The organism is Agromyces humi (assembly GCF_009720255.1).
In the GTDB taxonomy this organism is placed as follows: Bacteria; Actinomycetota; Actinomycetes; order Actinomycetales; family Microbacteriaceae; genus Agromyces; species Agromyces humi.
The window spans coordinates 1-503 of sequence record NZ_WJSP02000809.1 but is presented as its reverse complement, the minus strand read 5'-3'; the positions used below and the strand labels follow the sequence as shown (position 1 = coordinate 503).

The following is a 503-nucleotide window of genomic DNA, read 5'->3' as shown; positions in this document are numbered from 1 at the left end:
CGCCGCCGGCGTCGAGATCGGCGTCTCGAGCGCCGACCAGCTCGAGCGTGTCGCCGCCGCCGCACCCCGACCCGCGCGCGTGCACCTGAAGATCGACACCGGGCTCAGCCGGAACGGCGTGCCCGAGTCCGAGTGGCACGAGGTCGTCGTTCGCGCCGCCGAGCTCGAGCACGCGGGCGCGATCACCGTCGTGGGCGTCTTCAGCCACTTCGCGAACACCTCCCGTGAGGTCGATGCCGCTCAGCTCGCCGCCTTCGAGCGGGCCCTCGCCGAGGCCGAACGGGCCGGCCTGGAGCCCGAGGTGCGGCACATCGCCTCCTCCGAGCAGGCCATTCGCGACCAGGGCTCGCGCTACGACGTCGTGCGCATCGGCATCGGCACGTACGGGCTCACGCCGTTCGGCGACGGCACGACCGCCGCCGACCTCGGGCTCACCCCGGCCATGACGTTGCGCACCCGGGTCGCGGCGGTGCGTCGCGTCGACGCGGGCACGGGAGCCTCGT

The 503-nt window shown here is 74.4% G+C and carries 1 protein-coding gene; it reads left to right on the top strand.

Features of this window, described 5'->3' with window-relative positions; translation table 11 throughout:
• Nucleotides 1–503 (top strand): alanine racemase (locus GH736_RS24305; RefSeq protein WP_203230959.1); only part of this gene is annotated, 503 nt, incomplete at both ends.